At 75.5% G+C, this 26,452-nt stretch carries 22 protein-coding genes and 1 pseudogene; 8 read left to right on the top strand and 15 right to left on the bottom strand.

What is annotated here, in order from left to right; translation table 11 throughout:
- The 12 genes and pseudogenes from E2B92_RS03115 to E2B92_RS03165 form a co-directional block, all read right to left on the bottom strand.
- Complete coding sequence (locus E2B92_RS03115; protein ID WP_126886902.1) at positions 1 to 1,215, bottom strand: lanthionine synthetase LanC family protein; 1,215 nt, start codon at positions 1,213 to 1,215, stop codon at positions 1 to 3.
- A gap of 238 nt (positions 1,216 to 1,453) precedes the next feature.
- Positions 1,454 to 1,600, bottom strand: a complete 147-nt coding sequence (locus E2B92_RS32885) for a hypothetical protein (RefSeq protein WP_185923641.1) — start codon at positions 1,598 to 1,600, stop codon at positions 1,454 to 1,456.
- 19 nt (positions 1,601 to 1,619) lie between these two features.
- Positions 1,620 to 4,235, bottom strand: coding sequence for a lantibiotic dehydratase (locus E2B92_RS03120; protein ID WP_126886903.1), 2,616 nt, complete (start codon positions 4,233 to 4,235; stop codon positions 1,620 to 1,622).
- A 1-nt stretch (position 4,236) separates the two neighbouring features.
- The gene (locus tag E2B92_RS03125; protein WP_126886904.1) at positions 4,237 to 5,229 is read right to left on the bottom strand and encodes a thiopeptide-type bacteriocin biosynthesis protein; all 993 of its coding nucleotides are present in this window, start codon (positions 5,227 to 5,229) and stop codon (positions 4,237 to 4,239) included.
- Positions 5,230 to 5,355: 126 nt separating this feature from the next.
- Positions 5,356 to 6,159 (bottom strand): annotated as a pseudogene (locus tag E2B92_RS03130) (MFS transporter); the annotation flags it as partial.
- An 11-nt stretch (positions 6,160 to 6,170) separates the two neighbouring features.
- Positions 6,171 to 6,971: a VOC family protein gene (locus E2B92_RS03135; protein WP_126886905.1), complete on the bottom strand. Its 801-nt coding sequence runs from the start codon at positions 6,969 to 6,971 to the stop codon at positions 6,171 to 6,173.
- A 9-nt stretch (positions 6,972 to 6,980) separates the two neighbouring features.
- Positions 6,981 to 7,994, bottom strand: a complete 1,014-nt coding sequence (locus tag E2B92_RS03140; protein WP_133087376.1) for a serine hydrolase domain-containing protein — start codon at positions 7,992 to 7,994, stop codon at positions 6,981 to 6,983.
- Positions 7,991 to 8,929: a DUF6895 family protein gene (locus E2B92_RS03145; protein ID WP_126889463.1), complete on the bottom strand. Its 939-nt coding sequence runs from the start codon at positions 8,927 to 8,929 to the stop codon at positions 7,991 to 7,993. The genes E2B92_RS03140 and E2B92_RS03145 overlap by 4 nt, the downstream gene beginning before the upstream one ends.
- Positions 8,926 to 9,867, bottom strand: a complete 942-nt coding sequence (locus E2B92_RS03150; protein WP_126889464.1) for a DUF6895 family protein — start codon at positions 9,865 to 9,867, stop codon at positions 8,926 to 8,928. Before E2B92_RS03150 ends, E2B92_RS03145 begins: the two co-directional genes overlap by 4 nt.
- A complete protein-coding gene (locus E2B92_RS03155) occupies positions 9,864 to 10,574 on the bottom strand; it encodes a hypothetical protein (protein WP_126889465.1) in 711 nt (236 codons plus the stop codon). The genes E2B92_RS03150 and E2B92_RS03155 overlap by 4 nt, the downstream gene beginning before the upstream one ends.
- Positions 10,575 to 10,585: 11 nt before the next feature.
- The gene (locus E2B92_RS03160) at positions 10,586 to 10,777 is read right to left on the bottom strand and encodes a hypothetical protein (RefSeq protein ID WP_126889466.1); all 192 of its coding nucleotides are present in this window, start codon (positions 10,775 to 10,777) and stop codon (positions 10,586 to 10,588) included.
- Positions 10,778 to 10,947: 170 nt separating this feature from the next.
- Positions 10,948 to 11,136, bottom strand: a complete 189-nt coding sequence (locus E2B92_RS03165) for a hypothetical protein (protein WP_126889467.1) — start codon at positions 11,134 to 11,136, stop codon at positions 10,948 to 10,950.
- A 267-nt stretch (positions 11,137 to 11,403) separates the two neighbouring features.
- On the opposite strand from E2B92_RS03165, the gene E2B92_RS33250 reads away from it, so the two are divergent.
- The gene (locus E2B92_RS33250; protein WP_235023660.1) at positions 11,404 to 13,083 is read left to right on the top strand and encodes a hypothetical protein; all 1,680 of its coding nucleotides are present in this window, start codon (positions 11,404 to 11,406) and stop codon (positions 13,081 to 13,083) included.
- A gap of 12 nt (positions 13,084 to 13,095) precedes the next feature.
- On the opposite strand, the gene E2B92_RS03175 is transcribed toward E2B92_RS33250, so the two are convergent.
- Positions 13,096 to 15,042 (bottom strand): glycoside hydrolase family 15 protein, encoded by a 1,947-nt coding sequence (locus E2B92_RS03175; RefSeq protein ID WP_133087377.1) that lies wholly within the window; start codon positions 15,040 to 15,042, stop codon positions 13,096 to 13,098.
- Positions 15,043 to 15,270: 228 nt separating this feature from the next.
- Between E2B92_RS03175 and E2B92_RS03180 the strand changes: the two genes are divergently transcribed.
- Both E2B92_RS03180 and E2B92_RS03185 read left to right on the top strand, forming a co-directional pair.
- Entirely contained in the window at positions 15,271 to 16,074 is an 804-nt protein-coding gene (locus E2B92_RS03180; protein WP_133087378.1) for a hypothetical protein, read from the top strand.
- A complete protein-coding gene (locus E2B92_RS03185; protein WP_126888289.1) occupies positions 16,071 to 17,177 on the top strand; it encodes a glycosyltransferase in 1,107 nt (368 codons plus the stop codon). The genes E2B92_RS03180 and E2B92_RS03185 overlap by 4 nt, the downstream gene beginning before the upstream one ends.
- Positions 17,178 to 17,189: 12 nt before the next feature.
- Here the strand turns inward: E2B92_RS03185 and E2B92_RS03190 are convergent, their stop codons facing one another.
- Together E2B92_RS03190 and E2B92_RS03195 are read right to left on the bottom strand one after the other, a co-directional pair.
- A complete protein-coding gene (locus tag E2B92_RS03190) occupies positions 17,190 to 17,972 on the bottom strand; it encodes an NNMT/PNMT/TEMT family class I SAM-dependent methyltransferase (protein ID WP_235023661.1) in 783 nt (260 codons plus the stop codon).
- Positions 17,969 to 21,181, bottom strand: a complete 3,213-nt coding sequence (locus E2B92_RS03195; RefSeq protein ID WP_126888288.1) for an aminotransferase class I/II-fold pyridoxal phosphate-dependent enzyme — start codon at positions 21,179 to 21,181, stop codon at positions 17,969 to 17,971. Before E2B92_RS03195 ends, E2B92_RS03190 begins: the two co-directional genes overlap by 4 nt.
- Before the next feature lie 95 nt (positions 21,182 to 21,276).
- Between E2B92_RS03195 and E2B92_RS03200 the strand changes: the two genes are divergently transcribed.
- The 5 genes from E2B92_RS03200 to E2B92_RS03220 all read left to right on the top strand — a co-directional run bounded on the left by E2B92_RS03200 (position 21,277) and on the right by E2B92_RS03220 (position 26,334).
- Positions 21,277 to 21,813, top strand: coding sequence for a hypothetical protein (locus E2B92_RS03200; protein ID WP_126888287.1), 537 nt, complete (start codon positions 21,277 to 21,279; stop codon positions 21,811 to 21,813).
- A gap of 798 nt (positions 21,814 to 22,611) precedes the next feature.
- On the top strand, positions 22,612 to 23,427 hold the full coding sequence (locus E2B92_RS03205; RefSeq protein ID WP_126888286.1) for a TetR/AcrR family transcriptional regulator: 816 nt from the start codon (positions 22,612 to 22,614) through the stop codon (positions 23,425 to 23,427).
- A 24-nt stretch (positions 23,428 to 23,451) separates the two neighbouring features.
- Entirely contained in the window at positions 23,452 to 24,804 is a 1,353-nt protein-coding gene (locus E2B92_RS03210) for an MFS transporter (protein WP_126888285.1), read from the top strand.
- Positions 24,805 to 24,819: 15 nt separating this feature from the next.
- On the top strand, positions 24,820 to 25,992 hold the full coding sequence (locus E2B92_RS03215) for an anhydro-N-acetylmuramic acid kinase (protein ID WP_126888284.1): 1,173 nt from the start codon (positions 24,820 to 24,822) through the stop codon (positions 25,990 to 25,992).
- Between the two features lie 81 nt (positions 25,993 to 26,073).
- Complete coding sequence (locus E2B92_RS03220; RefSeq protein WP_126888283.1) at positions 26,074 to 26,334, top strand: WhiB family transcriptional regulator; 261 nt, start codon at positions 26,074 to 26,076, stop codon at positions 26,332 to 26,334.
- Positions 26,335 to 26,452: the final 118 nt, after the last annotated feature.

Here is a 26,452-nt window from a genome sequence, read left to right on the forward strand (position 1 = left end):
TCAGCGGAGTCCGAGGCAGGGCAGCCAGTCGCGGTCCGCGCCCCGGGCGGTGAGCAGGGCGCTCAGCGCTCCCTCGGGACCGGTCAGCAGCCCGGACGGCCACGCGGTGCGCAGCGCGTCGGGGAGCCGCCCCTCCAGGTGGGCGGCGAGGCGGTCGCGCAGGGCGGCAGCGGCGGGCATCCGGGCGTGGCGGGCGAAGGCGTCGGCCACGGCGAGCACCCCGGCGGCGCCGTGGCAGAGCCCGAGGAGGTCCCCGGGGGTGTCGCCGAAGAGGTGGACGTCCTCGTCGTACCGCTCGGCCAGCGTGCCGAACGCCTCCCGCGCCAGGCCGGCCGTGTGCCGGTCGCCGAGCGCGTCGGCGGCGTCCCACAGGGCCCAGGCGATGCCCGGGGTGCCGTAGCACCACGCGTGGCGGGGGGCGGCGACGGCCGGGGACGGCGCCCCGTCGGGCGCGGCGGCCGGCCAGGTGCGGATGCCGCGGGGGTCGGTGCGGGACCGGGCGGCGAGCCAGTCGGTGGCGCGGCGCAGCGCCCGGGCGGTGCCGGGGTCGCCGGTGCGGCGGAACGCGGCGGTGAGGGCGGCGACGACACCGGCCACGCCGTGGCCCATGCCGGTGTTGACGCGGCCGTTCGTCCAGGACAGGTGCGGGTGGTCCGCGTACTGGCCGGTGCGCAGGCGGGGCAGGTCGTCGTGGTCGCACAGGGCCGTGACGTGCTCGGCGTGGCCCTGGAACCGCCCATGGTCCGGTCCGTCGCCGCCGGCACACAGGGCCAGCAGGATTCCGGCGGGGCCGGTGATCAGGTCGTAGTCGGGGAAGGCGACGTCCGTGCGGCGCAGCCCGGACGCGGCACCGGCGAGGTGGTCGCGCAGCCTGCCGGCCGCCCGGTCCAGTGCCGGGTGGAGCCGTGCGCCGAGCCGCAGTCCGGTGAACGTGCCGGCCAGGCCGCCGTCGTACAGGCCGGGGTGGCCGGGACCGCGTCCCGCCGTCCCGGCCCAGACGGCGACCGCGCGGGCGGCCGTGGCGGCGCCCTCCCGTCCCCCGGCCGTGGCGGCCAGGTACGCGAGGACCGGGACGCCCGGGTCGCAGGCGTGGGGTCCGTGGCGGGGTGCCCCGGCCCACCGCTCCAGGTGTGCGAGGGCGAGGCCGGTGGCGCGGTCGGGTGCCGGGGCCGGGCCGTCCACGCCGGCGCGGCGGTCGTCGGGGCGGGTGTCCATCGGGCTCCTGTTGCGTGCGCGGGCGTGGGCGGAGCCGCCCGGGCCTGCCGGGCGGCTCCTGTGTGTCACGAAGTCGCGGCCTCGGGCACCTTCGTGGTCGGCGGGGGCGACGGTGCCGCCGGTGGGACACCGGCGGGGCGCCGCCTCTCGCGGTGTGCGCCCGCCCCTCGGGGCGGGCCGCCGGCGCGCGGAGCCGCCCGGACGTGCCGGGCGGCTCCTGAGCGGGCCGGGCGCCTGCTCAGGCGCAGATGACCACGGTCGCGCAGACGATGATGGTGCAGACCTGGCTCATCGTCTGGACGGCGGGCAGCTCGGTGTCGGTGATGCGCTCGTCGAGGTCGTCGATGAGGGCGTCGAGGTCGGTGAGTTCGATGGTTCCGGGCATGGTGGGTTCCCTTCTCGCGCTAGTGAGCGATGGCCGCCCCGGCCGTCCGCCCGCACGCTGCGGGCGGAGTGTCGGGGACGTCTGGGGAGGCGGCGCCGCCTGGCAGGGCGGCGGCGGCGCGGGCGGCGAGGCGGTCCAGGGCCTCGCCGGTGTCGTGGGGAAGGCGGAGCAGGACTTGGGCGGCGACGGCCGCGCCGCCGTGGAGGGGGTCGCGCAGCGGCAGGCCGGCGGGGGCGGGGAGCATCTCCTCGACGAGCAGGTCGGTGCCGGGCTGCTGGGCGCGGAGCCGGTCGACGACCGGGAGGGCCGGGAGCGCGTCGAGGTCCACGGGCACGGGCTTGGCCCCCGCCGCCGTCCGGACGAAGACGTGGCGGGGCAGGCCGGTGTCGCGCCGCAGGGCGGCGAGGGCGCGGACCTTGTCGTACGGGTCGTCCGCGGGCCGCCACAGCCGTGCGCGCTCCAGCCGCCAGGTGGCGGGGGCGAGGACCAGTTCCCCCGCGGCGGTCACGCGGGGCAGCCGCGGGTGGCCGTGCAGGGCGCCGTCGAGGCCGTCCAGCCGCAGCAGGGTGGCGGCGGCGGGGTGACCGGCCGCCAGGAGCACCCGGACCAGCACGTCGTAGGGCGGCAGCGGGCTGCGGGTGGCGTGGTGGACGGGGACGACGCGGTGGCCGTCCGCCTCGGCGACGATCCGCCCGCCGCTGCGGCGCAGGGTGATCCGGTCCAGCGGGAGGTAGCGCGCGCCGGTGCCGGAGGGGCCGTGGTAGGGCGTGGGGTCGGGGTCGCCGGTCCACCAGTTGGTGACGACCGGGCGGCGTACGGCGTTGGCGGCGCGTTCGGCGAGCGGCGGGACGAGCAGTTCGACGAACCGTACGCCGCTGTGCCGTTCGACGGCCGCGAGGAAGGCCCGGTGGGCGTCGGCGTTGGGGTGGCCGCCGTACAGGGCGCGCAGGCCGTCGGCGAACCGGGCGTCGAGCACACCGGCGGCGGAGGCGGTCTCCAGCACGGCGAGGGGACCGGTGTCCCCGTCCGGCAGGGGGCGCAGCAGGCAGTCCAGCGGCCAGGGTGGCAGGGCGTCGTCGGCGGGCGGGGCGCCGAGGGCGTCCAGCAGGGCGTGGTCCACGTCGGCGGGGCCCGGGCCGGTGTGGGCGGCGAGGTGGGCCAGCAGGCGCGCGTACCCGCAGTCCGGATCGGCGGGTGCCGGCCACGCCTCGTGGGGGCGGTGTGCCACGGGCCCGGGGCGGGGGGCGTCACCGCCGGCGGGCAGCAGGGCGGCGAGGATCTCGCTGACGGGGCGCGGCTGTTCGGTGATGGCGGCGAGCTCGGGGGCCTCCCGCGCGGCGGGGGTGCCGGCGTCGCGCAGGGCGGCGATCCGGGCGGCGACGCGCAGCCCCTGCCGGACGCGCTCGGCGGCCCGCGCGGGCACGGGGGCGTCCAGGGCACGGTACGAGTCGAGGAACCAGCCGTCGGCGGTGCCGTCCGCGGGGGTGAGCGGCCGGGGCGGGGTGCCGGCCGCCGCCACCTCCGTGGGCGGTGTCCAGGCGGTGTGGCGGAGCCGGGGGGCCGCGCACACCTGGAGGAGGCCCATGGTGTGGAGGTGCTGGAGGAAGCCGCGCAGCACGGCGGCGTCCGGTGCGGGGGCGCCGCCGGGGGGCGCCGCCGGGCCGAGGAGCGTCTTCTCCACCTCGCCGAGCGGGCACGGCCCGTCGGCGAGGACCGTGAGGACGGCGTCGAGGGCGCGGGTGCGGCGCAGGGCGACGTGGCGCAGCCGGGTGGGTTCGCGCGGGTCGACGACGTACGCCCGCAGGGAGGAGGGCGGTTGGGTGAAGTGCAGGGGCGCGGGGGCCAGCAGGGTGCCGGGGTCGGCGGTGCGCAGGTCGGGCGGGCCGGGGGGCCGGGAACGGACGAGGTGCACGTTCTCGGTTCCGGTGGCGGCGAGGGCACCGAGCGTGGTGCCGGGGGCGATCAGGAGGGTGCCGGGCGCTTCGGTGAGGACGGGTGCGGTGGCGAGCTGGCCGGCCCAGCCCCTGGGGGTGGTCTTGGCCGCCGCCCTGCCGATGACGCGCCAGAGGTACGCGGCGCGTTTCCGCAGCGGCTTGCCGCTCCAGGACTCGCCTGCCGCCAGGCGCCGTTCGACGTCGGCGAGGAGCCCGGGGGCGGCGCTTGCCAGGAGGTCCCGCAGCACGGGGTGGGTGCGGGCGAGCTCCCACACCCGTACGGCGGCCTGCTGCTGACCGTCCGTCACCTGCTGTACCAGTGCCGTGCGTTCGGCACCCGCCCGTTCGGCGTCGTGGGCCAGCGCGCGGGCGTCGGCGGCGAGACCGGCGGTGGCGGTGTGCCCGGGCAGCCGGTCCAGGAGGGCGAGATCGGCCGCGCGGGGGGCGTGTCCCGCGTGGAGGCGCCTGCGCAGTGCCAGGACGGCTCCCCGGTCGGTGTCCGCCAGCCCCGGGTGCGGCACGACGTGCGCGCCGAGCCGCTCGGCGAGGTCCCGGGCACGGGCGGCGCGCTCGTCGGCGGCGCGGGCGTGGTGGGCGACGCGCTCGAACAGGCCGGGGTCGCCCGCCGACGTCCAGGCCGCGCACGGCACTCCGGCGATCCGCAGCAGCGCCGTGGCGGTCGTGGTCCGGTCGGTCGCCATGTCAGCCGGTCCCTTCGGCACCGGGGCCGTCGTCCTGGCCGTCGGCGGCCAGCGCCTCGGTCAGCAGGCTCTGCCGGGCCAGCGAGAACCGCCCCCGGTTCCAGTGGAAGACGGCGTAGTGCGCGGCGGCCCGGCGCGGGCCGACGAGCGCCTCGCCCGTCTCGAGGTGGTCGGCGCGCCAGCGCGACGCGGCCCGCCGTACGGCGTCCTGGTGGTCGCGCAGGCCGTGTCGCCACGCCTTGGGGAGGGCGTCGAGCTGCTCCTCGCAGGTGAGGTGCCAGTACCCGCGGATGCCTTCGGCCGCCCGCCGGAGGGACGGGTCGTGCAGGCCGCCGACGAGGCGCCGCCCGGTCTCCTCCCGTACGACCTGCCAGACCCCCCGGTGCTCCCAGCCGACGACGCCCAGGCCGTCCAGGACCGCGCGCAGGAGGGTGAGGGAGACGCGCCAGTCGGCCGGCGGCGGCTCCCCTCCCCCGCCGCGTGCGGCGTGGTGGTCCAGCCACGCCAGTGAGTCGGCGGTGAACAGGCCGTGCACGAGGGGCATGGCGCGAGGTCCGCCGAAGAGGTACGTCTCGGGCTCGTACACGCCCTCCGTGGGGCTGGCCCAGGCGCCGTCCCGGCGGTCGAAGCGGCGCAGGAGTTCGGCGCGCAGGGCGGCCACACCGGCCGGCCGCGGGGCGTGGAACCGGATGCGCAGGCCGGGTGGCTTGTGCATGAAGAAGAAGTCGTGCGCCCAGCCGCAGCCGAGGAGTTCGTGGGCTGTCTCGGCGAGCCGCCGGTACAGGGCGGGCCAGGCGTCCGGCCAGGGTGCGAGGCCGAGCTGGACCCAGCCGGTCTCCGGCAGGTCGTCGCGCAGCGCCCGCAGGCCGGCGGTGAGGAAGGTGCGGCGAGCCTCGGCGTACGCGGCGCCCTCCGCGGTCAGCGGCAGGGCGCCGAAGGGCGCGGTACGCGCGTCCTGCAGGCAGTCGGCCAGCAGTCGCTCGACGTCCACCATGCGGCCTCCTCCGGGGGGTGTGGCTTCCTCCCAGTGGATGTCCGGACCGCGGACCGCCCAAAGCACGACAAAAGCTAGTCATACTATCAACTGGGGTACGCGGGCGCGGCCTTGCGCCACCCGCGCCTACCGGCGCACACGCCAGCGGGTTCCTCGGCCGGTGCCGGGCCCGGGGGCCGCGGGACGCCCCCGGTCGCCGCGTGGCAGACCGCGAGCGAGGGTAAGGGTGACCGCGACCGAGACGGCGGCCATGACGGCCATCGCCGTGGCCGGCGAGGTGAGTTCGGCGGCGGTGCCCGCGAGGACGGCGCCCACGCCCTGCAGGGCGAGCATCCCGGAGGTGTGCAGGCCCAGGGCGTGTCCGGCGAGGCCGTCGGGCGTCAGGTCCATCAGGCGCTCCAGGAGCAGCAGGCTCGCCGCGTAGCCGAGGGCGGAGAGGGCGGTGGCGGCCACCAGCACCGGCAGGGGCGGCCGGAGCGCGAACAGCGCGTAGGGGGCGGCGAGCAGCAACAGCAGCGGGACGGCGAGGACCCGGCGCCACCGCCCGGGCAGGAACCGGCCGGCCAGGAGGTCTCCGGTCAGCATGCCGGAGGCGGCGGACGCGAGGAGCGCGCCGGCGTCCTCGGGGGCGTACGCGACGGACAGCGACTCGCAGCCCACGATCAGCCCGTTGGGCACCCACAGGGCGAGGAACACGTACCGGCGGGGCCGCGAGGACCACAGGCGGGCGTTGTCGCGCCAGGTCGCGGCGATGGAGGGGCGCCCGGTGGCGCGGGGCGGCCGACGGGTGAGCCCCCACCGGGCGACGGCGGCGGCCACCCCGTACAGCGCGGCGGCGGCCGGCAGCGTGCCGCGCGGCGACAGGGTGGCGACGAGCACGCCGCCGAGGGCGGAGGCGGCGGTCTGCGTGGCGCCCACGGACGGGTTGAGCCGCCCGGGGGTCAGGTGGTGGACGGGTCGCCCTTGATGAGGGCGAAGGTGGCGCCCGACGGGTCCGTGAGCAGGGTGAGCCGGCCGACCCCGGGCAGGTCGGTCGGCGGGAACAGGGCCGTGGCACCGTGTCCGGTGGCGGCGGCGAAGGTGGCGTCGCAGTCGGCCGCGCCGAAGTACGGGTACCACGTGGAGCCGGGGCCGGCCACCGGGCCTTCCTGGGGCCGCTGCATGATCCCGCCCTGGCCGGGGTCGCCGGCCCTGCCGCCGCCGGGTGAGGAGACGACGGAGTAGGCCGGGCCCGCGCCGGTGTCCATGTCCTGGTAGTCCCAGGAGAAGACCGAGCGGTAGAAGTCCTTGGCGGCGGCCGCGTCGGTGGTCTGGAGCTCGGTCCAGCACAGGGTGCCGGGTTCCATGACCGTCTCCAGTCCCGTGGTGTCGCCCGGCTGCCACACGGCGAAGTCGGCGCCCGTGGGGTCGGTGAAGGCGGCCATCCGCCCGGCGGTGAAGACGTCCATGGGCGGGACGCGCACCAAGCCGCCCGCCCGCTGGACGGCGGTGGCGGTGGCGTCGGCGTCCGGGGTGTGGAAGTAGGGCGTCCAGGCGGGGCTCGCGCCCTCCTCGGTGAGCGGGCCGAGGGCGGCGACGGTGCCGCCGTCGCGCTGGAAGAAGCCGTAGCCGCCGGCGTCCGGGCCGGCGGACTGGAACGTCCAGCCGAACACGGCGGAGTAGAACGCCACGGCGGCGTCGGTGTCGGGGGCGCCGAGGTCGATCCAGTTGGGGCTGCCGGGTACGAAGTCGGTCGTCAGCATGGCGGGTCCTTAAGGGGAGCTGAGCATCGCGTAGGCGGTGGGGACCAGGGCGTCCGAGGTGCGGTGGCGACGGGTGGACAGGGCGACGAGCGCCGTGCCGGTGTCGGGGCGGAACCCGAGGAAGGCCACCTGTCCGCTGGTGGCGCCGATGTGGAAGTACATGGTGGCGCCGCCGCCGGCCGGGTGGTGGAACCAGGCCAGTGTGTGGGTGTGCGCGTGGCCGCGGCCGCGGCGCAGCAGGGGGCGGCGCACCTCGCGCAGGGCGGCGGTCAGCGGGGCGCCGTCCGGGCGCCGGGGCGCCTCCAGGTGCGCCTCGAGGAAGGTCAGCAGGTCGTGCGGGGTGGCCCGCAGCGCGCCGGCCGCCTGGAAGCCGCCGATGCGCAGGGGCGGGACCGGGGTGGTGCCGTCGGCGCGGTGCCCGGTGGCGTCGGTGCCGGGGCCGGTGGGGTGGGGTGCGGTGTCGTTCAGCCCGAGGGGCCGCAGGACGCGTTCGCTCAGGAGCCGTTCCCAGGGGGTGGCGGTGGCGGCGGCGAGGGTGTGCCCGAGGACGGCGACCGCGAAGTTGGAGTAGCGCCACCGGGTGCCGGGGCGGTGGCGCGGGCGGCCGCGGAGGAAGGCGCGGACGACGCGTTCGGGCGGGTAGTGGGCGTAGGGGTTGGTCCGCCAGCGGGGCAGGGCCTGGGGGTAGAAGTCGGCGGGCAGCGGGGGCAGCCCGGAGGTGTGGGTCATCAGGTGCGTGAGTGTGACGGGGTGGCGGCCGGGGGGCCGGGCCGGGTCCAGCAGGCGGGCGGCCGGTGTGGTGCCGGACAGGGCGCCGCTGCGGACGAGGTCGGCCAGCAGCAGGCCGGTGAAGGTCTTGGACGCCGACCCGATCTCGTACCGGAGGCCGTCGCGCGGTACGGGCGGGGGCGGTGCGGTGCCGCCGCTGCGGACGGTGCGGTGGCCGTGCCGGGAGAGGGCGAAGACCACGTCGGGAGCGTCGACCGCGCGTACGGCTTCGTCGAGGCTCCCGGCGTCGGTCATCCGCTCGCCTCGGCGGACAGCCGCTCCAGGGCGCGCGAGGTGGCGAGGACGGAGGCGAACGCGGCGACCAGTGTGGGGTGGTACACGACGTCGAACACGTCCTCGGGGTCGCCGTCGGGCATCGGCCCCAGGGCGGGCATGGCGCCGTCGGGCTGCTGGGCGCCGGCCAGGCCCTCCCAGGCGGCGGCGTCGAGGGTGGGGCGGGGCAGGCAGGCGTCGACGACGAGCAGTTCGCCGAGGAGGTCCCAGCGCTTCAGGTCGAGCCAGTCGTCCAGCCAGACCGGCAGCCACAGGGCCAGGTGGTCCGCGACCGGGGACGGCAGGCCCCCGCGGTTCTCGCCCCAGTCGGTGAGGTGGAAGACGGTGTGGGTGATGTCGTACCCGATCCGGGCGTCGACGGTCCACGGTTCGGGGGCGCGGCCCAGCCAGGTCCTGCTGAACGCCTCGTCCTCGGGGAGGCTGGGCGGCAGTCCGAAGCGGCGCTCGAAGGCGCCGAGGCCGAGCCTGCGGACGGGCACCACCTCCAGGCCCGCCCAGGAGGCGAGCCGGTGGTTGAGCCGGATCGCGTCCTCCAGCTCCGGCTGGCTGTAGCCGAGTTCGCGGAACGGGACGTACACCTCGAACGGGATCGGGGACATCGGTTCGCCGCGCTGGCCGCGCACCAGCATCCGGCCGCCGTCCAGGACGTCGCGCCAGGCGTGGTCGAGCAGCTTGCGGGCGAGGTCGGCCTGGCGGGAGCCGGCCACTCCCTCGCGGAAGAGCACCTTGCAGATGACGGCGAGTTCCCCGACCGGTTTGAAGCGCTCCAGGAAGCCGGTCTCCGGGTCGGCGTCCTGTTCCAGCCGGAATCCGTCGCGGTGTTCGTAGAGCCATTCGAGGGCGCCCACACCGACCGTGTGGACGAGGCGGGTGTCGGCGGCGGTGGCGGGGGTCATTCCGGCACTCCTGTCCCATGGCCGGGGCGGCGGGCGGCGGTCAGGGTGGCGGCCATCGCCGCGACCAGGGTGGAGTGGTAGCAGTTGGGGAAGATCCGCAGCACCTCCTCGCCGTGGGGCCCGTGGCCCACCTCCGGCAGGCCGCCCGTGGCGTCCTGGGCACCGGCGACCGCCCGCCAGGCGTCCTCGGTGAGTTCCGGCGACGGGGGCCGGGGCAGGCTGGCCGCGACGGCGAGCAGCTCGCAGGTCAGGTCCCAGTGCCGGCACTCCACGCAGTTGTCGAGCCAGGCGGGCAGCCAGGTCTCCAGGTAGTCCACGAGGTCCGCGGGTACGCCGTGCACGTCGTGGCCCCAGTCGGTGAGGTGGAACACCACGTGGGTGAGCATGTACCCGGCGGTCCGCTCGAACGTCCAGGGCTCCGGCAGGCCGCCCAGCCAGGTGGTGGGAAGGACCTCCCGGGCCGCCCGGTGCGGGGGGAAGCCGGTGCGGCGCTCGGAGTTGAGGACGCTGAGCACCCGGTTCGGCAGCATCTCCGTCTGCCGCCAGCTCCGGGTGCGCACCAGCCCGGCGGTGAACTCCTCGTACGCCGGGTGCCGCAGCCCTCCCGAGGCGAACGCGGCGTAGACCTCGAGGGGGTACGTCGCGCAGGGTTCGAGCCGTTGCAGCTCCAGGAAGAGCGCCCCGTCGCCGGTCTCGCGCCAGGCGTGGCGGAACAGGTCGTCGGCGGTGTCGTGCAGGAGGGTCCCGGGCCGGCTGTGGCGGCGGACGCAGACGCAGATCTGGGCGAGTTCGCCCAGGGGTTTCCAGGACGAGTTGACGTCGCCGCCCGCGTCCAGGGCGTCGTCCCCGAGCCGGAAGCCGGCGCGGTTGTCGGACAGCCAGCCCAGGGCGTCCTCGGCCAGCCGCCGTACGTCCGTGGTCGTCGCCGGCGCCGTCACAGCGGCTCCACCCCGGCGGCGGGGCGCAGCAGCCGCGCCGCCCGCACGTGCAGCGCCACACGGGGGTCGTCGCCCCCCATCCCGGCGACGAAGTCGAGACCGGCGTCCAGCCCCAGGGTGTCGGGTACGCCGTCGAGCAGCGCCAGCCAGCGGCCCGCGCCGGCCGCCTGGAGCCAGCCCCGGCGCCGTACGGCCCGGACGAAGCCCCGGGCGAGGTCGACGGTGCGGCTCCCTGCCACGCGGGCGACGGCGTTGTCGGCGGCGGGGACGGCGAGGGCGGCCAGGAGGGCGAGTTGGTGGGTCAGCGCCTGCCAGGGCAGGTCCTCCAGCCAGGTGGCGTCGGGCTCCGCCCCGTCGGGGGCCGCCCCGGCGGCCGGGGCGCCCAGGCCGGCGAGGGTGCGGGTCATGGCCCAGTGGCTCCACATCGAGGTGGCGGAGGCGTCGGGGCCTGGCGGGTAGGCGAGCACCGCCTTCTCGCACACCGCGAGGTCGACGGGTGCGGGTGGCGTGCCGTGCAGGACGCTCGGCAGCAGGACGTCCGCTCCCACGACGCGTACGGCCGCGAGGCCGAGTTCGTCGTCCCCGATGGTGACCGCCGTGCCGGCGGAGACCGGAGAATGGCCCCCGCTCGCGAGAGCGGAGACCAGTTGGGCAGACAGTTCCCGCACCGCGTCCGTCAGCGGGGACGAAGTGCCGTTCTGCTCCATGCAGGTGCCCTTCAGCCCTTCTTCTTGGGGCGCGGGGCCGGTGGGGCGAGCAGCAGTTGCAGCTTCCCCGCCTGGAGGGCCAGCGCCGCGCACTCACGGGTGTCGCGGTGGAAGCCCTGGAGCTCACCCGGGTTGAGGGCCGCTTCGATGTCGTCGTCCAGGACCCTGGTCCGGTCCCGGAGTTCGTGGTCGGTCGACGTCATGCCACCATCCCTTCCTAGGGAAATGGAATATTTGCTTCCGTTCCAGTGGAGACCAGCGCCGCCGGGGGCGCAAATGATCGATTGCCCGAGGGGGCCCGCCTCCCGCCGTGGGGCGCGGACGGGTCGGCCCCCGCCCGCGCCGCGCGCGGGCGGAGGCCATGACTGCCGCGTCAGCCCTTCTTCGGCCTCGGCGTCGGAGGAGCCAGCAGCAACTGCGCCTTGCCCCCTTGCAGGGCCAGAAGCCCGCACTCACGGGTGTCGCGGTGGAAGCCTTCGGCTTCACCCGGGTTGAGGGCGGCTTCGATGTCCGCGACCGGCACCTTCGTCCGGCCCTGGACCACGTGCTCGCGTGACGTCATACCATCATCCCCTTATGCGGAAAGGAATGCTTGCTTCCACTTCCAGTGGAACGCAGTCCGGCACGGGGTGCAAACGGCGCGGGCAACCGCTTTCGGTACAGGCTTCAACGTCCGCACGCGGGTGGCGCTCCCCCGTCTGCCCTTCCCGGATGGCGCAATTGACCGGCTTGCCCCTTAGATGGAGCGAACCGCCGCGCCGCGTCCTCGCGGCGCACGACGACCGACACGGTGTGTGCCTCACCGGAGTCCGGCGAACGGAGCCACGCCATGACCACCGACGACCCCACAACTCCCGCCCCGGCGGCGGCCCCTGACCGGGCGAAGCCACCCGACCCGCCCGCCCCGGCGCGCGACCCGCGCGAAACGGGCGCGGCGTCCGTGGACGCCGCGTACGCGGACGCCATACGCCTCGGTGCCGCCCCCTCCCGCGTGCGCGAGGTACCGGCCGACACGGCGCACCCGGCGGCCCCGTACCCGGGAACGGCCCAGTCCGCGACGACGCACACGAACGGCGCGTACGGCACGCAGACGAACGGCGCCAACGGCACGAACGGCACACAGACGCACAGCGCCAACGGCACGAACGGCACGCAGGCGAACGGCGCCTACGGCGCGTACCCGGAGGCCGGGCGTCCCGCGACGGCGCCGTTCACACCGGACGCGCCGCCCACGCCACCGGCCACCGTGCCGCCGCGCCCGGAGACCGCGCCGTTCGAGGCGGCGCGCCCGGCGACGGCGCCGCCCGCCGAGCCCGCTCCGGTATCCCGCGCGGCCATGCCGGCCGCGGCACCGGCCCCGCCGGTCACGGGCACCGACGCGGTGACGGAGCCTGCCCCCACGCGCACGCCCGGCACCCCGGCGGACGGGACCGCCACGGACGGCACCACCGCCGAGCGGGCCGTGGCCGATCCGGCCGACCGGGCCGCGGGCGGGACCGCCTCCGCCGAGGGCACGGGGGCCGCTTCCGCCGCCGACGCCGTGCGGGCCGGTGCCGGGCCGGTGGACGCCGCGCTGGTGGACGCCGTCCTGGCCGAGGCGAAGAGCGCCGGCGAGAACGGCGACGACGGCGACGAGCCCATAAGGACACTGCTCTGGACGGCGGCCACCTACCGGCCGCTCGAGGAGGTCGCCGCGCTGGTGGCCCTGCTCAAGAGCACCGGAGCGGTCTCCAGCCCGGCGGACGAGGCGCTGCGCGCGGCGGCGGTGGTCCGGCCCCTGGAAGAGGTGCGGCAGCTCGTCGCCATGCTCAACGAGGCCGGCCACCCGCTGGACGAGGCCGACACAGCACTGCGTGCCGCGGCGGTCGGCAGGCCGATCGAGGACGTCGCCGAACTGGTGAGCATCCTCGGCACCGGTGACGCCGGCCCCCGGCCCCGCCCGGCTCCCGGCTCGGCCCCCGCGCCCGGTACGAAGGCGGTCGACGGCACCATCACCGTGCCGGAGAACCCCAACGTCCGCCCGCCCCGGTCCGCTTCGGTGGCCCAGTCCGCCCAGTCCACTCCCTCGCTGGAGAAGCCGGTCTCCGTGGCCGACCTGGCCGGCGGGACCTCGCCCGCCCTGCGGTCCGGTCTGCGGTGGCCCGCGGCTGCGGCCCTGTCCGCCTGCGGTGTCATCCACCTGCCGACGGACTTCGCCGGGCTGCGGTCCGGCGGGAGCACGGACGCGGTCGCCCTCGCCGTCACCCTGCTGTGCCTGATCCTGGGCCTGTGGCTGGGTGCGCGGGACACCGTACGGGTGTGGGCGGCGGCGGGCGCGACGGCCGTCGGGGTGGTCGCCCTGCACGCCGTGTCCGGTGGCAGCGCCTTCGACCTGCTGGCGACCAGTGTGGGCCAGTCGTTCGGCTGGGCGAGCGCCGTCGCGGTGGTGTGCGCCGCGCTCACCGCGGCCATGGCCGGTTCGGCCCTGCTGCGCCGGCAGAGACAGCCCGACGCGACCAACGGGGCATGACGGGCGACGCCCTCAGCGGGCCGCCCGCACACGGGAGCCGCTCCCCGCGCGGCTCCCGTCACCGTCCCCGCTGCGGACACCGTCGCGGGGGCGGTGGCCGTTGCCGTTCCCGTCGCCCTCGCCGCCGGGCGCACCGTGGCCGTCGCGCGAGCCGTGGCCGGCGCGGCTGACCGTGCGCGTACCGTGCAGGGCGAACGCCGTGTTCACCAGCGCCACATGGCTGAACGCCTGGGGCAGGTTGCCGAGCTGGCGGCCGCGGACGGGGTCCCACTCCTCCGACAGCAGGCCCACGTCGTTGCGGACGTCCAGGACGCGCTCGAACCGCTCGCGGCCCTCGTCCCGGCGGCCGGTCAGGGCCAGTGAGTCCGCCAGCCAGAGCGAACAGGCCACGAACGCCCCCTCGGCGCCGCGCAGCCCGTCCACGTCGTTGACCCGGCCGCCGCCGCCCGTGTCGGCGTACCGGCGCACGAAACCGTGGTGGTCGAGCCGCCGGGCCGCCTCCAGCGTGCCGTGCAGCCTGCGGTCCCCGGGCGGGAGGAAGCCGAGCCGGGGCATCAGCAGGGCGGACGCGTCCACCCGCCGCGATCCGTAGTACTGCACGAAGCAGCCCAGTTCGTCGTCCCAGCCGTGGCGCAGCACGTCCTTGCGGATCTCCTGCCGCATCGCGCGCCAGCGCTCGGCCGAGCCGCGCAGACCGGCGACCCTCGCCATCCGCAGCGCGCGGTCGGCGGCCACCCAGGACATGATCTTGGAGTGGACGAAGTGGCGTCGCGGGCCCCGCACTTCCCACAGCCCCGCGTCCGGTTCCCGCCAGTGCTCCTCCAGGTAGTCCATGAACGAGGCGATCAGACGCCACACCTGGGCGTCGATGGCGACCCCGGCCCGGAGCGCGGAGTAGATGGTGTTGAGGACCTCGCCGTAGACGTCGAGCTGGAGCTGGCCGACGGCGGCGTTGCCGAACCGCACGGGGCGCGAGCCCTCGTAGCCGGACAGCCAGGGGGCGGTCGTCTCGGCGAGCCGCCGCTGCCCGGCCAGCCCGTACAGCGGTTGCAGATCGGAGGGTTCGCCGGCGATGGCCCGTACCAGCCAGTCCTTCCAGGCGACGGCTTCCTCGCGGTATCCGGACCGCAGCAGGCAGGAGAGCGTGAAGGTGGAGTCCCGCAGCCAGCAGAACCGGTAGTCCCAGTTGCGTTCCCCGCCCAGCAATTCCGGGAGGGAGGAGGTGACGGCCGCGACGATTCCGCCAGTGGGTTCATAGGTGAGCGCTTTGAGGGTGATGAGGGACCGGACGACCTCGTCGCGCCACGGACCCTGGTACAGGCATTTCGCGGCCCAATTGCGCCAGAATTCCGTCGTGCCGTCCAGGGCCGCCCCGGGGTCCATGAGCACGAGCGCCGGGATGTGCGAGGGACTCCAGCCGAGGACGAAGGTGACCCGCTCCCCCGCCGACACCGAGAAGACGCAGGACGTACGGGAGGTGCCGACCGACATCTCCACCGGGGCGTCGGCCGTCAGGAGCGTGGAGTCGGGGCCCGCCACGGCGGCCACCGTCCGCCCGTCGACGGTCCGGGTCCAGGGGACGATGCGCCCGTTGTCGAAGCGCAGCGTCATGTCGCCACGCATGTCCACCCGTCCGGAGACACCCTCAACGCACCGTACGACCTGGGGGAATCCGCTCCGGGGCGGCATGAAGTCGGTGACCTTCACGGTGCCGCCGACGGTCTCCCAGACGGATTCGAGCACGAGCGTGTCGGGGAGGTAGGAGCGCCGGGTGCACGCCCCCGCTCCGGCGGGCGCGACCCGCCAGTGGCCGTTGTCGTCGGTGCCGAGGAGGGCGGCGAAGCAGGCGGGGGAGTCGAAACGCGGCACGCACAGCCAGTCGATCGCCCCGTCCTTGCCGACCAGGGCCGCCGTTTCAAGGTCTCCGATGAGGGCGTAGTCCTCGATTCGCCCGACCATGACAAGAATTCTAATCCCGGCTCCGGATGTCACGGCAACAGCACGGAACCGCATGAATTCCCGGGGCATTCCATGCCTGTGCACATTCGCATTGACGGGCCCGAAGCGGTGTGCTACGGATGGAAAGCAGGCCATTCCCGGCAGGTACGTCGCAGGAAGAGGTCCCCCGTGTCCTCCGTCCAGGCACGCCGGAATCCGGCGCCCTATGTCCCGCACCCGCTGCGACGGGTGACGGACTGGCCTGTCGCCGCGGACTCGGTCTCCGACCGGCCCGGCGTCCACCCCGCCCGCCGCGCCTCCGACCGCGTGACACTCGCCGCGACCGCACGGTGCGTGGCGGTGCGCAGGCCGTGCTCCGCCGGGCGTCGCCGCAGGGGCCGCGCCGTCGCCTCACGCGCCACGGCACGCCGCGGCGACAACGATTCCGACGGCGGTCCGGGCGGTCATCCCGACAGCGGTTCCGACAGCGCTTCCGACGGTGACTCCGGCGGTGGTTCCGGCGGTGGTTCCGGCGGGGACCCGGTCCTCGGCCGCCACGCCGGCCGCGGCGGGGTTCCGGCTTTCGACGCGCACGTCGCCGGGGCTTTCGGCGCCCGCCCCCGTGCGGTGCTCTTCTCCGCGACACCCGCGTTCTCGCGCTGTTCGCCGGCGGGTCCGCCGACGGCGCGGTGGCCGGGTCCTCCGCACCGGGCGCTGCCCGCGGGCGTGTTCGCCCCCCTTCGCGTGCTCGCCGCCGCCCTCGCCACCGGCGTGGGGCGCGGGCGCGGGCGCGTGACCACGATCCTTGTCGGGTGGCCGCGGGCCCGCGGGCGGATGCGGACGCTCCGCGCCGCGGTCACCATCCCCGGGGAAGCGATGCCGATATCGGCCGCCGGGCCGTGGCAGGCGTACGCGCTGGTGCCGCGCGACGCCCGCTCACCGACGGCTTTCGGCATCGCGGCGCCGCTGTTCCCGGTCCGGTGCTGGTCCCACCGGGCCGGGAACGCCGTCGCCCCGCGGCCCATGACGCTCCGACGCCCCGCCCCGCCATGACCGCCGGAGCGCGCCGCCCGCGCGTGCTGCTGCTCGCCAGTGGCCCCCTCGACCGCCGGGACGGGGCGGACAGCGAACTCGCCGCGGCCGTCGCGGACGCGGTGACGGACGTGGACTTCACGTGGTTCACGCGGTGGCCCCGGCCACGCGGTCCGCGTTTCGTCGAGCGCGGGCGGCCGGTGACGATGCCCGTCCTGGAGGGCCTGCCCCAGCGCGCCCAGCGGCTTCAGACGGCCGTCGCCGCCGCCGTGGTGGCCCGGCACGCCGACCTCGTCCACGCGGTGCTGGCGGTCGACGAGGCCTTCCCGCTGTTCTCCCGGGTGCTGCCGTCGCTGCTGCGCGGTACGCCCGTGCTGCACACCGTTCCGGGCGTACAGGACGCGCGGCTGCTGCGCCGGTCGCGGCCGCTCGGCCAGACGGTGGCGCTGTCCTCGGCCACCGCCAGGGAGCTGAGCGCCGCCGGGTTCGGCCAGGTGCTGGTCGTCCCCCCGGTGGTCCGGCTGGACCGGTGGCCCTACACACCGCGGCCCTCGGGGCCCACGCCCAGGGTGCTGGTCATCGGGCACCACGGCCCGCACGGGGGCGCCGAGGAGGCCGTCATGGCGGCCGGGGTCGCCGCCAGGGCCGGGGCGCGGTTCCGGCTGACGCTCGCGCTGCGCCCCCGCCCCGGTCACCCTGCCCGGACGTCCGGCGCCTCGGTGCTGGCCCTGGCGGAGCGCGAGGGGCTGCGGGACGTGGAAGTCCTCGGCCCCGTACGCGACATGCGGCCGCTGGTCGCGTCGGCGGACGTGCTGCTGTTCGTGCCGCGCCTGCTGGGCGTGAAGTCGGACGTTCCGCTGACCGTGCTGGAGGCGCTGAGCACCGGCCGGCCGGTGATCCTGGGCGACCACCCCCAGTTCGCCGCGCTCGGGGACACCGTGCTGCGGGCCCCGGTCGGTGACGCGCGCCGCACCGGCCACCTGCTGCGCCAGCTCCTGGACCGGCCGCACTGGTGGCAGGTGCTGTCGGAGCAGGGCCGCGCCACGGTGGAGGAGCGCTTCGGGCCCGAGCGGTTCGCGGCGCGGTACTTCCGGCTCTACCGGGAGCTGCTGAACCACCCGTGAGCCCCCGGTGGGTCACGCGCCGTCGCCGGCGGGGATGCGCTCCGCCTGGAGGAGCACCATCCCGGTGTCGCCGTAGTCCGGCAGCGTGGGGTCCTTGTCGACCCGGGTGACCTGGAGGGCCTCGGTGTGCGGGGCGAAGACGCGGCGTACGGCGGCCGCGTCCACGGGAAAGGCGGGCCAGGCACGTCCGGCGCCGATGTGGTAGCTCGGCATGTTCTCCATGAACGCGGCGACCAGGTGGCCTCCGGGCCGTACCGAGTGGATGAACAGGCCGCACAGTTCGGTGAATTCGTCCGCGTCCTCGGTGACGCTCTCGGCGACGAAGTTCATCGACGCCGCGTCGTAGGTGCCCGCCGGGACGGCCGACGCGTCGCCGTGCAGCACCCGGACCCGGGTGAGGGCCTGGCCGAGGCTCGGGGGCAGCCGGGGGTCGAGGTCGCGGCACAGGGCGTAGAAGGCGTCCCAGCTCCCGTCGGGGCGCTCGAGCTGTGCGGTGAGGTAGGCGACGTTGGCGGCGCTCGGTTCCAGGGCGTCGATGCGGCGGACGACCGCGGCGGCGGGCATCAGCGGGTACAGGTTGGGGCCGGCGCCGAACTCCAGCGAGCGCGCCAGTCCGTCGGCGGGGAACCGGCGGTAGAAGCCGGAGTGGTGGCGGATGACGGCCGCGTCGGAGGCGTGCATCCGCCGGTAGTTCTCGGCCAGGTAGGCGGTGACGGGCCACTGGTCCCAGTCCGCGTCCGCGTTGTGGCGGTGGTGGCGGGGCGGCAGGCCGTCGTCGGGGCGGGGATCGGTCACGGTGCCCACCTCTCGGGCGGGGAGGGCGTGGACAGGTGCTGCTGGAGGGGGAAACGGTCGGCCAGTTCGGTGAGCGTGGCCAGGAGTTGCTCGATGTGTTCGTCGGTGTTGAGCGCGGTGACCTGGATGCGGAAGCCGACCTGCTTGCGCGGGACGAGCGGGTAGCCGGCGAGGGTGACATAGATGCCGTGGTCCCACAGGAAGTCACCGACGGCGTCGAGGTCCCAACTGTCGGCGAGGGGGATCTCGATGATGGGCAGGTCGTCGGTGTTCGGGGTGGCGACGCCCAGGCCCCGTACGTGGTCCAGCACGCGGCGCGTCTTGCGGTGGAGGCCCGCGCGGATGGCGTCGCCGCGCCGGTCGTTGACGTCGAGTCCGGCGAGGGCGGTGGCGAGCGAGGACGTCGGTGAGGGGCCGGAGTACAGGTAGGGCCCGGCGGTCACCTTGAGGTGCTCCTTGACGTCGGGGGGCGCGGTGAGGAACGCCAGGAGCGAGGAGTACGACTTGGAGAACCCGGCCACCAGGACGACACCCTCGTACGACTCGCCCATGTGGCGCACGATGCTGTTGCCCCGGGAGCCGTACGGCGACGTCTCGCCGGGGCCGCGTTCCCCGATGATGCCGAAGCCGTGGGCGTCGTCCACGTACAACAGGGCCTCGTGGGCACGGCAGATGGCGGCCAGCCCGGGCAGGTCGGTGAGGTTGCCGGTCATGCTGTTGACGCCGTCGACGCAGACGAGCCGGGCCGCGCCGGGCGGGGCGGAGGCCAGGAGCTGTTCCAGCTCCTCGGGGTGGTCGCCGTGGAAGCGCCGTACCGACGCGCCCTGCCCCCGGGCGACCATGCAGCCGTCGTACATGGTGCGGTGGGCGCGGGCCTCCACGCAGACCAGGCCGCCCGCCGCGAGGACGGGGATCACGGAGGCGTGGATGAGCGTGATGGTCGGCAGCAGCAGGGTGTCGGGGGCTCCCAGCAGGCCCGCGAGGCGCTCCTCGATGTCGGCGTAGAGACGCGGGTTGCCGATGAGCCGGGACCAGCTCGGGTGGGTGCCCCAGCGGCGTACGTGGGGGCCGATGGCCTCCATGATCTCGGGGTCGAAGTCGAACCCGAGGTAGTTGCAGGACGCGAAGTCGACCAGCCACTGGTCGCCGCAGCGGATGCGCCGGCCGTGGACCTCGTCGATGACGGCGTCGCACATGCGGCTGGTCTTCTGGAGGCGGGACAGGTCGCCGACGTGCTGCTCGCCGCGGGCCACCGGGTGGGTCACGGTGCGGCGTTCACCGCGCCGGCCGACGAGGGAGGCCGCCCGGCTCCCGGCCGAGACGGAGAGGAAGCGCCGCGACTCGTCGGCGGTCATGGGCCGGGCGAAGAGGAAGCCCTGCCCGAAGCTGCACCCCATGGCGCCGAGCAGGTCGCGCTGGCCCGCGTTCTCGATGCCCTCGGCGATGACCTGGAGACCGAGGACGTCGGCGATGCGGACGATGCCCTCGACGAGCGCGACCTGCTGGCCGTCGGTGACGATGTCGTCGATGAACGACTTGTCGACCTTCAGCACGTCGATGGGGAACTCGCGGAGGTAGCTGAGCGAGGAGAACCCCGTGCCGAAGTCGTCGATCGCGATGGACACACCGAGGCGCTTGAGCGTGCGCATGGTGGTCCGGATCTGTTCGTCGCGCCGCATCAGGACCGATTCGGTGATCTCCAGGACGAGGGAGCCGGGCGCCAGGCCCGAGGTGTCGACGACCCGCCGTACGTCCTCGACGAAGCCCGGGTCGATGAACTGGCGCGGTGAGACGTTGACGTTGAGGCACAGGGGCGGGTTGCGGGGGTGGTCGCGCTGCCAGCGGGCGACGTCGCCCGCGGCGCGTTCCAGCACCCACGCGCCGAGCGGCATGATGTGCCCGGTCTCCTCGGCCAGGGTGATGAACTGGTCCGGCGGCACGAGGCCGCGCCGGCGGGGCCAGCGGATGAGCGCCTCGAAGCCGGCGACCCCGCTGCCGTTGATCTCGACAATGGGCTGGTAGCGGAGGGCGAACGCCTCTTCGCTGATGGCGGTGTCCAGGCCCGCCTGGAGTTCGTGCCGCTCGACCATGCCGGCGTGCAGGTCGGGCCGGTAGCGCTGCCACTGGCCCTTCCCGGCGGTCTTCGCGGCGTACAGGGCGAGGTCGGCGTGGCCGAGGAGTTCCTCCGCCTCGTCGCTGTCGCGGGCCGTCGCCACGCCCACGCAGGCGGAGACGCTGGTCGAACCGGTGGTGAGCCGGAAGGGTTCGTCGAGGGCGTCGACGACCTGCGCGGCGAGTTTCTCGGCGTCCTCGGGTCCCCTGGCACCCTCCATCAGGAGCGCGAACTCGTCACCGCCCAGGCGGGCCGCGGTGTCGGTGCGGCGCAGCGCGCCGGTCAGGCGCCGGGCGACGGCGACGAGGAGTTCGTCGCCGACGGAGTGGCCCATCATGTCGTTGACGACCTTGAAGTCGTCGAGGTCGACGAAGAGCACGCAGGTGAGCGTCCCGTCGCGGCGGCCGCGCAGCAGGGCGCGCTCGATGCGTTCCAGCAGCAGGACCCGGTTGGGCAGGCCGGTGAGCGAGTCGTGGAACGCCCGGTGGGTGAGTTCCCGTTCCAGTTCGCGCTGCTCGGTGACGTCCCGGAGGGTCAGCACGATGCCGTGGACGGTCTGCTCGTGGCGGAGGTTGCTGCACCGGACCTCCACGTCCAGCCGCTGGTCGTCGGAGCGCAGTACGCGCCAGTCGTCGTGGACGTCCCGGGCGCTGCCGGACCGTACGCGCCGCAGGGTGAGGACGGCCCGCTCGCGGTCCTGTTCGTCGACGAGCCGCGCCAGCGGGGTGCCGCCGAGGAGGGCGCCGCCGAACATGCCCCGCGCGGAGGGGCTGGCGTAGCGGACGGTGTCGTCGTCGTCGACGATCAGGATCACGTCGGAGGCGTTGTGCACGAGGGTGCGGAAGTACGCCTCGCTGCGGCGGCGGTGGATCTCCTCGCTGAGCCCGACGCGTTCGAGTGCCAGGGCGGCCTGGGAGGCGAGGGAGTCCACGGACACGCCGATCTGCTCCAGCCGGCGGTGCGGGCCCGCGACCAGGAGGGCGCCGATGAGGGGGCTGACCGTCTGGGGCGCTTCGAGCGTCAGCGGGCTGAGCATCACCCGCGTGGCCGGCGCGAGCGCCGCGGCCGCCTCGGGGCCCAGCGCGGCCACGTCCATGAGCCGCGTCCCGTCCACGAGCGGGGGCGGCACGGCGCCGGGAGCGGCTGCCCGGCCGTCGGGGGTGGCCGGGGGCGTCGAGGGTCTCGGCCGGGATGTCCAGGCTCCGCGTCCAGGGCCGGGCGGCGGTGCTCACCGGCCGGAGCCGCCGGTCGGCGTCCACGGCGAGCAGCACGGCCTGGTGCGGGACCCCGGCGCCGAACAGGGTGGCGGCGGCCGTCTCCACGCAGCGCGCCACGTCCCGGGGGGTCACCGCGCCGACGAGCGACGCGGCGGCCACGCGCAGGCTCCGCTCGCGGGTGACGGCCCGGCGGTGCTCGGAGACGAGCTCGTACAGCCGCCCCATGACCAGCAGGAACATCAGGGAGGAGAACGCGGCGATGACGGCGGCGTTCCGCACCGAGCCGAGCAGGGCCTCGACCAGCAGCATGACCGGAGCGATGAGCGACGCCCCGGCGAGGACGACGAGCCGGCGCCTGGCCAGCCCGGGCCCGGGCTGGGGCACCCGTTCGGTGAGCCGGACCATGGAGGGGTGCAGGGCGGCCAGGCCCCAGGCGGTGAAGAAGACCACCCAGCCGAGGTCCATGAAGGTGCCGACGCGCCAGGTGCCCTGGAGCTGGAGCAGCCCGTAGAGGACGTCCGAGGTGAGGATGCCGACGGTGCCCAGCGCGAGGAGCTGGACGGACCGCTCCCGTGTGCCGCCGAGGGTGAGCAGCCGCACCATCATGGCCAGGATCAGCACGTCTCCGAGCGGGTAGGCGAGCGCGACCGCCTGATGCACCCAGGTGTCCCCGCCGGTCATGGTGAGCGGGTTGATCAGGTGCACCCAGGACAGCAGCGCCAGCCCGGACGTGAGAATGAGGGCGTCGAGCAGGCTGGCGAGGTCGCGGGACTCGGTGCGGTACCGGATGAAGCCGAAGAACCCGGCGGCGAAGAGCGGATACGTGGAGAGGTAGAAGACGTCCGCGACCGACGGGAACGGATTGGTCTGGCCGAAGACGCTCTCCAGGATGTTGTACGTGGTGTCCCCGGCCGTGAACGTCAGGTTGGCGGCGGCGAGCATCAGCCACGGCCAGCGGTGCACGGGGCGGTGCACGTGGATGCCGACCAGGATCGCCACGACGCCGGAGAGCCCGATCGCCGCCCACATGCTGGTGTGCCGTTCCGGGACCGTCAGGTAGACGACGGTGCAGGGGATCACGAACAGGACGTACGCCACCATCAGCCGGGACGCGGAGACGGGTGGTTTCCCGCGCCCGGTGTCCGGGCCGGACGGGCGCCCGGGCACGCGTGGGCCCCCCGGCCGGAACCACTGTTCGAGACGGGTGATCGGCTCCACGGTGACCTGCCAGTGGCTCTGGATTAGCCCGAAAGAGTATATTTACAACGTACATGTACACCTTGCTCCGATACGTGACGAGGGTCAAGGGATGCCCGAGCAGGCAGCTTCCGGGCGGCGTAAACGCCGGCGTGGCCGGCTGAGCCGGGAGCTGGTGCTGGCCACGGCGCTCGCGCTGGTCGACCGGGAGGGGCTGTCCGCCCTGAGCATGCGGCGCCTCGCGGCGGAGCTGGGGGTGGAGGCGATGGCCCTGTACCGGTACGCGGCCGGGAAGGACGCGCTGCTGGACGGGCTGGTCGAGGCTGTGTTCACCGAGTTTCTGGACACCGTGGCCGAGCCGCCGGTTGCCGGCCGGCCGGCCGGAGCGGACACCGACCGCCACGCCGACCAGCCGGCCGAACCCGACACCGCCCGCCCCGCGGGGCCCGGCGCCGGCCGGCCGGCCGGGCCGGACACCGGCTGGCGCGCCGAACTGCACCGCGCGGTCCGGGAGATGCACCGCACCGCCCTGCGCCACCCGCACGTGGTGCCCCTCCTCGCCACCCGGATGCTCGCCGTGCCGCTGGCCCGCCGCCCGCCGGCGGTGCTGCGGGCGCAGGAGCACATCCTGGCGCCGCTCGTCCGCGCGGGGTTCGACGACGACCGTACGCAGCTCGCGTACCGGGCGGTGATCGCCTGGGCCCTGGGGTACGTCTTCGTGGAGCTGACCGCCGTGGTGGACGACCCCGACGAGCCGGAGCCCGCCATCCGGCTGGGCCTGCACCGCATGCCCGTGCACGAGCTGCCCCATCTGCGCGCCGTCGTGCCCGCGCTCGCCGAGCGGGGCGGCGAGGAGGTCCTGGCGGCCGGCCTGGACGCGGTGCTGGATCGTTTCCTCGGCGGGGCGGGGAGGGAAGCGATGACGTAGTCGACACCGCCGGAAGGGCACCGCATGACGACCTCCGTGCACGGCCCCGCGGACGAGTCCGCCGGCCCCTCCGGGTCCACCGGGCCCACCGGCCCGTCCAGCCCCGCCGAAGGGGCGCCGTGCTCCCGCAGGGCGCTGGTGGCGGGCTCGGTGGGCAACTTCATCGAGTGGTACGAGTTCGGCGTCTACGGCTACTTCGCCACGGTCATCGCCGCCGCCTTCTTCACCCCGGCGGGCGGCAGCGAGGCCGAGGCGCTGATCCGGACGTACGCCTCGTTCGCGCTCGCCTTCTTCTTCCGCCCGGTGGGCGCCGCGCTCTTCGGCCGGGTCGGCGACCGCGTCGGGCGGCGCCCCACGCTGATCCTGGTGGTGCTGCTGATGACCGCGGCCACCACGCTGATCGGTCTGCTGCCGACGTACGCCACCATCGGCGCCGCCGCGCCCTGGCTGCTGACGCTGCTGAGGATCGTCCAGGGCCTGTCCGCCGGCGGGGAGTTCGGCGGCGCGGTGTCCCTGATGACGGAGTTCGCCCCGCCCGGCAGGCGCGGCCTGTACGGGGCGTGGCAGTCCTTCACCGTGGCGCTCGGCCTGCTCGGCGGCGCCGGGGCGGCGGCCCTGCTCGCCACCGTCCTGACCGAGGCCCAGCTCGGGGCGTGGGGCTGGCGGCTGCCGTTCCTGCTCACGCTGCCGATGGGGCTGGCCGCCCTGTGGCTGCGGCTGCGGCTGGAGGAGACGCCGTCCTTCCGGCAGCGCCGGGCGGCGCCGGCCGCCGCCCCGGCACGGGAGACGGTACGGGCCGTCGTGCTGGGCGCGGGACGGCTGATGGGCTGGTCGGCGGCCGGTTACACCTTCCTGGTGGTCATGCCGTCGTACCTCCAGAGCGTCCTGGGCGCGTCGTTCCGGCAGGCGCTGGCCGCCACGGTCCTCGCCAACGCGGGGTTCGCCGCCGCGATCCTGCCGGCGGGTGCGCTGAGCGACCGGGTGGGGCGGCGGGCGGTGATGGTCTCCGGCGCGGTGGTGGCGGCGCTCGCCGCGTTCCCGCTGCTGAACCTGCTCCAGGACCCGGCCGCGCCCACGGCCGTGAAGGGCCTCGCGGTGTGCGGGGCCGGGGCGGTCGTCGGCCTGCTGGCGGGGCCGGGGCCGGCGATGCTCGCGGAGATGTTCCCCACCCGGGCCCGGTACACCGGTCTGGGGCTGGCGTACGCGCTGGCCAACGCGGTCTTCTCCGGCTGTGCGGGGCTGATCATCACCGAGGCGGTCGAGCGGACCGGGAGCGCCGACATCCCCGCGTACTACGTGGCCGGCACGTGCGCGGTCAGCGCCCTCGCCCTGGCGACGCTGCGGGGCGACGACCACCGCCGCGCGCTGCGCGACTGACCGGGAGGCAGTGGGATGCGGGTCATCGGGCTGATGTCGGGGACGTCGTACGACGCCGTCGACGCCGCGGCCGCCGATCTGTCACTGGAGGGCGACGCCCTCGTGCTGGCACCGCTGGGCATGGTGAGCGCGCCCTACCCGGCCGGGCTGCGGGCCGCGCTGGCCGCCGCGCTGCCCCCGGCGGCCACGACCCTCGAGGAGGTGTGCCGGCTCGACACGCACATCGGCCGGGCCTTCGCGTCGCTGGCCGTACGGGCCGACGAGGAGCTGTGCGGCGGGCGCGCCGACCTCGTGGTCTCCCACGGGCAGACGGTCTACCACTGGGTGGAGGGCGGCACCGTGCACGGCACGCTCCAGCTCGGCCGGGCGGCCTGGATCGCCGAGGCGACCGGCCGCCCGGTGGTGTCGGACCTCCGCGCCCGGGACGTGGCCGCCGGCGGCCAGGGCGCGCCGCTCGTCAGCGTCGTGGACGTGCTGTGGCTGCGCGGCCGGCCCGGCGTGCCGGTCGCCCTGAACCTGGGCGGCATCGCCAACATCACCGTGGCCGCCCACGCCGGGCCCCCCGCCGCGTTCGACACCGGACCGGCCAACGCTCTGATCGACGCGGCCGTGCACCACTTCACCGGCGGTGCGCGCGGGTACGACGAGGACGGCGCCCTGGCCGCCCGCGGCCGGGTGGACGAGGCACTGCTGCGGCGGCTGCTGGACGATCCGTACTACGCGCAGCCGCCGCCCAGGACGACCGGCAAGGAGCGGTTCCACCTGCCGTACCTGCGTGCCGCGCTGAGCGGGCACGAGGCGCTGCCCGCCCAGGACGTCGTCGCCACCCTCACCCGGCTCACCGCCCGGACGGTGGCCGGCGCGGTCCGCTCCGTACGGGGCACGGAGGTCGTCGTCTCCGGTGGCGGCACCCGCAACCCGGTGCTGATGTCGATGCTGCGCGAGGAACTCGGCGGCGTCCCGCTGCGCGGTTCGGACGAGCTGGGGCTGCCGTCGGCCGCCAAGGAGGCGTACGCCTTCGCGGTGCTGGGGTTTCTGACGGTCCATGGGCTGGCGGGGACGGTACCGGCGTGCACCGGCGCGCGGCATCCGAGCGTCCTCGGTTCACTCACACCGGGCCGCGGCGGGCTGCGTCTGCCGGGGCCGCCGGGCGCCGCACCCGTGCGGCTTCTGGTGCGGCAGGCGTGATTTGTCCGCCGGGATCTGTTTCAGCCCCGCCGTCACCGGCGACCCGAAAGGACGAACCGTCCGACGAACTGGGAGAGTTCCATGAGTGACTGGCGCCAGCGTGCGGTCTGCCGCGACGAGGACCCCGACCTGTTCTTCCCGATCGGCAACACGGGCCCGGCCCTGTTCCAGGCGGAGGAGGCCAAGACCGTGTGCCGCCGCTGCCCGGTGCGGGAACCGTGCCTGGAGTGGGCGCTGGAGTCGGGGCAGGAAGCGGGGGTCTGGGGCGGAACGACCGAGGACGAGCGCCGCGCGCTGAAGCGCCGCCGCGCCGCCCGCCGGGCCGCCAGGGGCAGCGGCTGAGAGCGACACGCGGGCGGGGTCCCGCGGCCGCACGGCCGGGCCCGGCGGCGGCGCGGAGGACCGATGGCGGGGTCGGCGCACCGTGACGGTACGCGCGGGACCGGTCGCGCAGAGCCAA

This window comes from Streptomyces sp. WAC05374 (genome assembly GCF_004353505.1).
GTDB lineage: Bacteria > Actinomycetota > Actinomycetes > Streptomycetales > Streptomycetaceae > Streptomyces.

Bases quoted from the DNA above. Each gene is read 5' to 3' on its own strand.
- E2B92_RS03115 (WP_126886902.1), bottom strand. From the start codon at position 1,215: ATGGACACCCGCCCCGACGACCGCCGCGCCGGCGTGGACGGCCCGGCC.
- E2B92_RS32885 (WP_185923641.1), bottom strand. From the start codon at position 1,600: ATGCCCGGAACCATCGAACTCACCGACCTCGACGCCCTCATCGACGAC.
- E2B92_RS03120 (WP_126886903.1), bottom strand. From the start codon at position 4,235: ATGGCGACCGACCGGACCACGACCGCCACGGCGCTGCTGCGGATCGCC.
- E2B92_RS03125 (WP_126886904.1), bottom strand. From the start codon at position 5,229: ATGGTGGACGTCGAGCGACTGCTGGCCGACTGCCTGCAGGACGCGCGT.
- E2B92_RS03135 (WP_126886905.1), bottom strand. From the start codon at position 6,971: ATGCTGACGACCGACTTCGTACCCGGCAGCCCCAACTGGATCGACCTC.
- E2B92_RS03140 (WP_133087376.1), bottom strand. From the start codon at position 7,994: ATGACCGACGCCGGGAGCCTCGACGAAGCCGTACGCGCGGTCGACGCT.
- E2B92_RS03145 (WP_126889463.1), bottom strand. From the start codon at position 8,929: ATGACCCCCGCCACCGCCGCCGACACCCGCCTCGTCCACACGGTCGGT.
- E2B92_RS03155 (WP_126889465.1), bottom strand. From the start codon at position 10,574: ATGGAGCAGAACGGCACTTCGTCCCCGCTGACGGACGCGGTGCGGGAA.
- E2B92_RS03160 (WP_126889466.1), bottom strand. From the start codon at position 10,777: ATGACGTCGACCGACCACGAACTCCGGGACCGGACCAGGGTCCTGGAC.
- E2B92_RS03165 (WP_126889467.1), bottom strand. From the start codon at position 11,136: ATGACGTCACGCGAGCACGTGGTCCAGGGCCGGACGAAGGTGCCGGTC.
- E2B92_RS33250 (WP_235023660.1), top strand. From the start codon at position 11,404: ATGACCACCGACGACCCCACAACTCCCGCCCCGGCGGCGGCCCCTGAC.
- E2B92_RS03175 (WP_133087377.1), bottom strand. From the start codon at position 15,042: ATGGTCGGGCGAATCGAGGACTACGCCCTCATCGGAGACCTTGAAACG.
- E2B92_RS03185 (WP_126888289.1), top strand. From the start codon at position 16,071: ATGACCGCCGGAGCGCGCCGCCCGCGCGTGCTGCTGCTCGCCAGTGGC.
- E2B92_RS03195 (WP_126888288.1), bottom strand. From the start codon at position 21,181: ATGGACGTGGCCGCGCTGGGCCCCGAGGCGGCCGCGGCGCTCGCGCCG.
- E2B92_RS03200 (WP_126888287.1), top strand. From the start codon at position 21,277: ATGTCCAGGCTCCGCGTCCAGGGCCGGGCGGCGGTGCTCACCGGCCGG.
- E2B92_RS03205 (WP_126888286.1), top strand. From the start codon at position 22,612: ATGCCCGAGCAGGCAGCTTCCGGGCGGCGTAAACGCCGGCGTGGCCGG.
- E2B92_RS03210 (WP_126888285.1), top strand. From the start codon at position 23,452: ATGACGACCTCCGTGCACGGCCCCGCGGACGAGTCCGCCGGCCCCTCC.
- E2B92_RS03215 (WP_126888284.1), top strand. From the start codon at position 24,820: ATGCGGGTCATCGGGCTGATGTCGGGGACGTCGTACGACGCCGTCGAC.
- E2B92_RS03220 (WP_126888283.1), top strand. From the start codon at position 26,074: ATGAGTGACTGGCGCCAGCGTGCGGTCTGCCGCGACGAGGACCCCGAC.